This is a genomic window from Microcoleus sp. S36b_A4 (genome assembly GCF_036700645.1).
In the GTDB taxonomy this organism is placed as follows: domain Bacteria; phylum Cyanobacteriota; class Cyanobacteriia; order Cyanobacteriales; family Microcoleaceae; genus Microcoleus.
On the sequence record NZ_JAUBPI010000026.1, the window covers coordinates 71,491 to 77,986 of the forward strand.

The 6,496-nt window shown below is 44.1% G+C and carries 7 protein-coding genes; 3 read left to right on the plus strand and 4 right to left on the minus strand.

The genetic code is table 11. The features are described 5' to 3' along the window. Positions 1-184: 184 nt before the first annotated feature. From QUA03_RS11035 to QUA03_RS11045, 3 genes are read right to left on the minus strand one after another with little or no spacing between them, the layout of a single operon-like run. Entirely contained in the window at positions 185-2,365 is a 2,181-nt protein-coding gene (locus QUA03_RS11035; RefSeq protein WP_333212002.1) for a pentapeptide repeat-containing protein, read from the minus strand. A gap of 57 nt (positions 2,366-2,422) precedes the next feature. After that, positions 2,423-2,785, minus strand: a complete 363-nt coding sequence (locus QUA03_RS11040) for a transcriptional regulator (protein ID WP_333212003.1) — start codon at positions 2,783-2,785, stop codon at positions 2,423-2,425. Then, a complete protein-coding gene (locus tag QUA03_RS11045) occupies positions 2,769-3,116 on the minus strand; it encodes a type II toxin-antitoxin system RelE/ParE family toxin (protein WP_333212005.1) in 348 nt (115 codons plus the stop codon). The genes QUA03_RS11040 and QUA03_RS11045 overlap by 17 nt, the downstream gene beginning before the upstream one ends. A gap of 272 nt (positions 3,117-3,388) precedes the next feature. On the opposite strand from QUA03_RS11045, the gene typA reads away from it, so the two are divergent. From typA to QUA03_RS11060, 3 genes are all read left to right on the plus strand, one after another. Further along, the gene (typA, locus tag QUA03_RS11050) at positions 3,389-5,179 is read left to right on the plus strand and encodes a translational GTPase TypA (protein ID WP_333212007.1); all 1,791 of its coding nucleotides are present in this window, start codon (positions 3,389-3,391) and stop codon (positions 5,177-5,179) included. 102 nt (positions 5,180-5,281) lie between these two features. Further along, positions 5,282-5,506: a hypothetical protein gene (locus QUA03_RS11055; RefSeq protein WP_333212008.1), complete on the plus strand. Its 225-nt coding sequence runs from the start codon at positions 5,282-5,284 to the stop codon at positions 5,504-5,506. Then, entirely contained in the window at positions 5,503-5,769 is a 267-nt protein-coding gene (locus QUA03_RS11060) for a Txe/YoeB family addiction module toxin (protein WP_333212010.1), read from the plus strand. Before QUA03_RS11055 ends, QUA03_RS11060 begins: the two co-directional genes overlap by 4 nt. 65 nt (positions 5,770-5,834) lie before the next feature. Here QUA03_RS11060 and QUA03_RS11065 read toward each other — a convergent pair whose 3' ends face one another. Beyond that, positions 5,835-6,269, minus strand: coding sequence for a tetratricopeptide repeat protein (locus QUA03_RS11065; RefSeq protein ID WP_333212011.1), 435 nt, complete (start codon positions 6,267-6,269; stop codon positions 5,835-5,837). Positions 6,270-6,496: the final 227 nt, after the last annotated feature.

Below are 6,496 nucleotides of genomic sequence, written 5' to 3' on the forward strand. Positions count from 1 at the left end.
TGCTTGACAAAGGGCAAGTATTGTGAATTTAAGTAATTAGATATTAAAGGGCGATCGGCCCCCGACCTTAGAAACGGAAGAGCAATCACTTTTTTAGACAACCTCTCATTATATTTATTTTATGGTGAAAGAATGTATTCAGGCTTTTTGAGTAGAGTTTGTTTAGCAAACCCCTTAACTAATTTTATTCGTGAGTAGATCCATCTGGCATAATTGCACCAGTGAGTTTAGCATTTGCCAACTCTGCTCCTCCTATTTTTGCACCAGTTAAGTTAGCGCCAGATAAGTCTGCACCTGTTAAGTTTGCCGCGCGGAGGTCTGCTGAAATTAGGTCAGCACCACGCAGTTTTGCAACATATAAATATGCTTGTCGCAAATCAGCTTCGGTTAAGTCTGCTGTAGTTAGATCGGCACTTTGTAATCTTGCATCATTCAAGTTAACCTGTCTTAAATTAGCTCGGCTCAAATTTGTGCCGTCTAGGTTTGCTCCCTGAAGTTTTGCCCCACTCAAATTCGCATCTCTCAAATTGGAACTCGTCAATTGTGCAGAAATCAAATTAACACCTTGTAAATTGGCTCCCATCAAGTTAACACTGCTCAAGTCCCTACCAGTTAGATCGACATTTTGCAGCGATACATAAGGAGCAATTAAGTAAGCGCCCGCTTTCACGGGATCGAAATCAGTAGGAAATAAAGTTGCTTGATTGCAAATAGCTCCTTGAAGCTGAACTCCTTTGAGATTTGCTCGATCGAGGTTGGCTTCTAAAAGGTTAGAATTACTCAGATTTGCCTTTGTCAAATCAGCATTGTTTAGGTCGGTTTTCCTTAAGTATAGCCCGCTTAAGTTAGCTTGACTGAGGTTTGCAGTTGTGAATTTTGTTTGTTGACTAAGTTTAGACCCGCTGAGGTTTGCACCATTCAAATCGGCTTCACTAAAATTTGCATTTTCTAGTTTTGCTCCTCTTAAACTCGCCTTGCTCAATTTTGCTTTTTCTAGTTTAGCTGATTGTAAATTAGCCTGAGAGAGGTTGGCATTGATTAAATTTGCCCGCTCCAGATTGGCACTGGATAAACTAGCCTGAGTAAGGTTGGCATTGACTAAGTTTGCCTGATTCAGATTAGCACTATATAAATTAGCCTGATCGAGGTTGGCATTGACTAAGTTTACCTGATTCAGATTAGCACTGGATAAATCAGCCTTAGAAAGGTTGACACTGCCTAGTTTAGATTCGCTAAAATTTGTGCTAGACAAATAGCCCTCCCTCATATCTGCTCCATTAAGAATTGCCCCGCTGAGGTTGAGCCTCTGCCAATTAACACCCCTTAAATTAGCTTTTTTCAAATTAGCTTTACTCAGGTTGACATCAGAAGCTAGGTGTTTACCTGTTAGATTAGCACCCGCTAAATTAATCCCTGTAAAATCCCTTTCTCCCTCACTGTAACGCTGCCAAAAATCCTCAACACTAACAACAGGTTCTCGACATTCCTCAGACTCATCATCCAAATCCTCACCGCTATCCTCTAAAGCAATATCTTCAGTATCCGCCGCTAATCCTTCCAAATAATCGGCTCTATCCAAGTAATCCGAACTGGCTACAAACCGCCTTTCTATCTCCTCCTCATTTAATACTTCGCTGCTATCAAATCGCTCAATTAATTGCTTGACAATCTGGCAGTCATTCGTGCGAATCCCCACTTCTTTTTCGGCACTTTTGTCGCTATTTGTCAGCAAATTGTGACTTCCCAACATGGCAAAACTAGAATCACATACTAAAAAGTTTTCGTGAGTTCCCAATAAAGAGAGACAAAATTTATCGGGATATTCGCTGGCTAATTCTTGCAAATCTGCTAAAGCATTGTAGCGCCATCCCTTGCCGATTTTTTGCCTGTCTCCCAGATAACCCCAGCCAATATTTATCAAACATCCTCGGTTCAAACACTCTCTAATTTTTTGCAGCAATTCATCATTAATGCTGTTACAATTGAGCCAAGGGCAAACAATAATCAGCCGCTCTTGAGCTAGTGATAAAGCTTCCATCAAGACAGCACGACTGTTGGGACGATCGCATACTAACTGATACTGAAAGTCTGACTTTGGCTTTTCGGTCTCGGTGTCAAGCTCGATGGGCTGCTCAGCAATGACCGACATATCGCCATTTCCCAAATCACACGGCTGTTGCAGGGACGCAATTTCAGCAGTCAAACTTTCTAGCATTTGCGGTTCAGGGCGATCGTTAAATCTCTGTTCCTGTGCCTCTAACTGCCTCTTAAGTTTGGCTAGATATTTTTTCAGAATAACTTGCTCTTCTTCAAGCTGCAATACTCTCGTGGCTATTGATACTAAATCTAGTTCGGTTTCTGACATAGTGCTACCCTCAATCAAAAAAACTTAAAAAGCCATGTTTGGGAAGTTAGCGCCTCATCAAATATTACCAACTTCCGCCAATTCAGCAGCACTAACAGAATCTTTCTCTTCCCCTTTATCCCCTTCATCAACCACAACAGATAACTTCAATCCCAGAGCCTTCAGCCAACTTGCCAAAGCATAAATTCTCGCACTTCCTTCTCCCGACAACAAAAGATCTAATTTTTCCAAATGCAATTTAGCATCCTCTGCAGACATATTTGGTTCGCCAAGAGCCTCAAATACATTGCGAAGTGCGAGTTCCAGCAAACCAGGTTCAGGCTCTTCGTCTTGCAAATGCGCTGTTAGATAAGCCGCAGCGTGTATTTTATCCTTGAGCGCTTCTATCAGATAGGCCTGGTAACTATCGCTCGTTGGCATTTTCGCGTTCTCCATATTCTTTCCAATACTCCTTAGCTTTGCGGATATCTTGTTCTTGAGTGCTTTTATCCCCACCGCAGAGAAGAAGAACTATTGTTGACCCCAATTGTCCGAAGTACACGCGATACCCCGGCCCAAAATCAATTTTTAATTCGCAGACTCCTTCCCCAACAGACTTGCTGTTTCCTAAATTCCCTAAGCGAACTCGGTCAAGCCTTTGCTCAATTTTAACTACCGCATTCAAATCTCGCAGGGAACTAAGCCACTCTGCGAAAGGATTTTTACCGTCTGGGGTAATATAACGTCTAATTTCCCTCGGTTGTACTTCCATAAAGTCGATCGTACTTGCACACTCATCTTAATATCGGCGATCGCCCCGTATCCAAGCTTCTTCACCAAGGCCAACTCAAAATTGCCGATCGAAAAAAACTCTGCCGTCAGGCGTGGTGTAACGCTGAATTTCTCTCGGTTGCGCTTCCATAATCTTGATTCTAGCGACGATCGCAGTCGAATCTTACAGCCGCGCTCGATCGGCCCTTGACTTCATGCGCTACAATTATTAAGAAATCTTTAGTTAGATCCGTTTAACGTTCCAGACGCATTATGAGTCTTCCCATTCGCAACGTCGCCATCATTGCTCACGTCGATCACGGCAAAACCACCCTTGTGGACGCTCTCCTCAGACAGTCCGGGATCTTCCGCGAAGGGGAAGAAATCCCAGATTGCGTCATGGACTCCAACGACATCGAGCGCGAACGTGGCATTACCATCCTTTCCAAAAACACCGCCGTCAGGTACGGAGAAACCCTGATCAACATCGTCGATACCCCCGGACACGCGGACTTCGGCGGAGAAGTCGAACGAGTTCTCGGCATGGTTGACGGCTGTCTGCTGATCGTAGACGCCAACGAAGGGCCGATGCCGCAAACGCGGTTCGTACTAAAAAAAGCCCTAGAAAAAGGACTGCGCCCGATCGTCTTTGTGAATAAGATCGATCGCGAGCGAGCAGACCCCCACAAAGCCGTCGATAAAGTTTTGGATCTATTCCTCGAACTAGGTGCTGACGACGATCAGTGCGAATTTCCCTATCTCTTCGGTTCCGGCTTAAGCGGTTACGCCAAAAAACACCTCGAAGACGAAGGGGTAGATATGAAGCCCCTCTTTGAAGAAATCCTCGACCACGTACCGCCCCCCGTAGGCGACCCCAACAAACCGCTGCAACTGCAAGTAACCACCTTAGATTACTCAGAATACGTCGGTCGTATCGTCATCGGCCGCATCCACAACGGCACGATTAGAATCGGTCAACAAGCAGTCTTAATCACCGAAAGCGGCGCGCTTGTCAAATCAAAAATTACCAAATTGATGGGCTTTGAAGGCCTGAAGCGGATTGATATCCCAGAATCTTCTGCTGGTAATCTTGTCGCCGTTGCCGGTTTTGCTGATGCGTATATTGGCGAGACAATTACCTGCCCCAACGACCCGCAAGCGCTGCCTTTAATCAAGGTAGATGAACCGACTTTGCAGATGACTTTCTCTGTAAACGATTCGCCGTTCTGCGGTCAAGAAGGTAGTTTGGTAACATCTCGGCAAATTCGCGATCGGCTAATGCGAGAACTCCAAACCAACGTTGCCTTGCGCGTCGAAGAAACCGACTCTCCCGACAAATTCCTCGTATCCGGCCGTGGCGAACTCCACCTCGGAATCCTGATCGAAAATATGCGTCGCGAAGGATACGAATTCCAAGTATCCCAGCCCCAAGTAATCTTCCGCGAAGTCGGCGGTCGTCCCTGCGAACCCTTTGAATGTTTGGTGTTAGACGTACCCGAAGAAGCAGTCGGCGGCTGCATCGAACGCCTCGGTCAGCGGAAAGCAGAGATGCAAGATATGCACGTCAGCAGCACCGGCCGCACCCAAATCGAATTTTCAGTCCCCGCTCGCGGTTTGATTGGATTCCGAGGCGAGTTCATGCGCTTGACTCGCGGCGCTGGAATTATGAACCACAGCTTCCTCGACTATCGCCCCCTCGGTGGAGAAATTATCGCCCGTCGCAACGGAGTATTGATTTCCTTTGAAGAAGGAGTTGCAACTACTTATTCACTGAAAAATGCTGAAGACCGTGGCGTATTTTTCATTACCCCTGGAACCAAGGTTTACAGAGGGATGATTATCGGCGAAAACAACCGAGATGAAGACATGGAGCTGAATATTTGCAAGTCGAAGCAGTTGACAAACCACCGCGCATCTGGCGGTGAAGAATTGGCGCAATTGCAAGCACCAGTCGATATGAGTTTGGAACGCGCTTTGGAGTACATCGGCCAGGATGAATTGGTGGAAGTAACACCGAAATCAATTCGCTTGCGGAAGGTTTCTAAGAAGTTGGTGAAACGCTAAAACAACTTGATGGCTGGCTATTTTGCCAGCCATTAGTGTCAACTTCAAACTGTATTTAAAGGCAATATTAATTTTTAACGCAATCAAAAATAGGTAAAAACGATGTCAACAGTTTATCGTTTAAAAGCCAGCGAACTAGACCGTAACTTTTTAGAACAAATCAAAGCGATTTTTGGAGATAAAGAGATTGAAATAATTGTCTCAGAATGCGATGAAACCGAATATCTTTTGAAATCGGAAGTCAATAGAAACAAACTGTTGAAAGCTATTGAAAATGTTAAAGACAGGCAAAATTTAGTTGAAGTCGATCTACAGGATTTGCAATGAGCAGAAGAATTATTTTTGAATCTTCTGCTTTTGCAGATTTTAATGAATGGGCAAAATTAGACAAAAAGATTTATCGCAAAATTGTAGAATTGATTAAAGATATAGATCGATCGCCCTTTGAAGGATTGGGCAAACCTGAACATCTGAAATACGAGTTAAGTGGTTTTTGGTCGAGGCGCATTGATAACGAACATCGTTTGGTTTACCAAGTTACGGAGGTCGAAATTGCGATCGCAGCTTGTAAGAATCATTACAGTGAATAGTATATTTGAAGCTTTAAGCAATGTAGCGATCGCTCTTTTTATCAATTTACTGAATGCGATCGCTCTCAATCTTCTTGCTGAAGTTCTTCTATTAGATTAAGTACCTCTTGATAATTTTCTTCTTTTTCCTGTACATGATATAAATTTTTAGCGTGGTGAAGATCCAGAGCTGCTTTTTGGTGATTTCCCAACTGACCGTAGACAAGGCCTCGCTTGTGATAAGCTTCAGCAAATTTCCGTTCAAGCTGAATTGCCTGAGTGTAATTCTCAAGCGCTTTCTCTTTTTCCCCGAACCTAAAACGAATAACCCCCATGTTGTAGAAAGTTTTTTCATTATGGGGATTCAGCAAAGCTGACTGAGTATAATCTTCAAGCGCTTTTTGCAGATCGCCTAGTTTCAAAAAGTAGACATCACCTCGATTATTCCAAGCAAGGGCATAATCAGGATTTAGTTCAATTGCTTGGGTGAAATCTTTAAGTGCTCCTGGCACGTCCCCCATTTGTAAACGAGTAAAACCTCGGCTATTGTAGACTTGATCATTGCTAGGAGCTAGTTGAATTGCTCGGCTGTGATCTGCCTGTGCTCCTCGGTAATCACCTAATTTACAAGAAATAAGACCGTGGTTTCTGTGAAAATCTGAACACTTAGGCTGAAGTTCCCCCAGTAGGGGGAATGTTCAAATCTCACAAACCCTTGCACTACAAGGAACGATCGCCTTTTTACCCC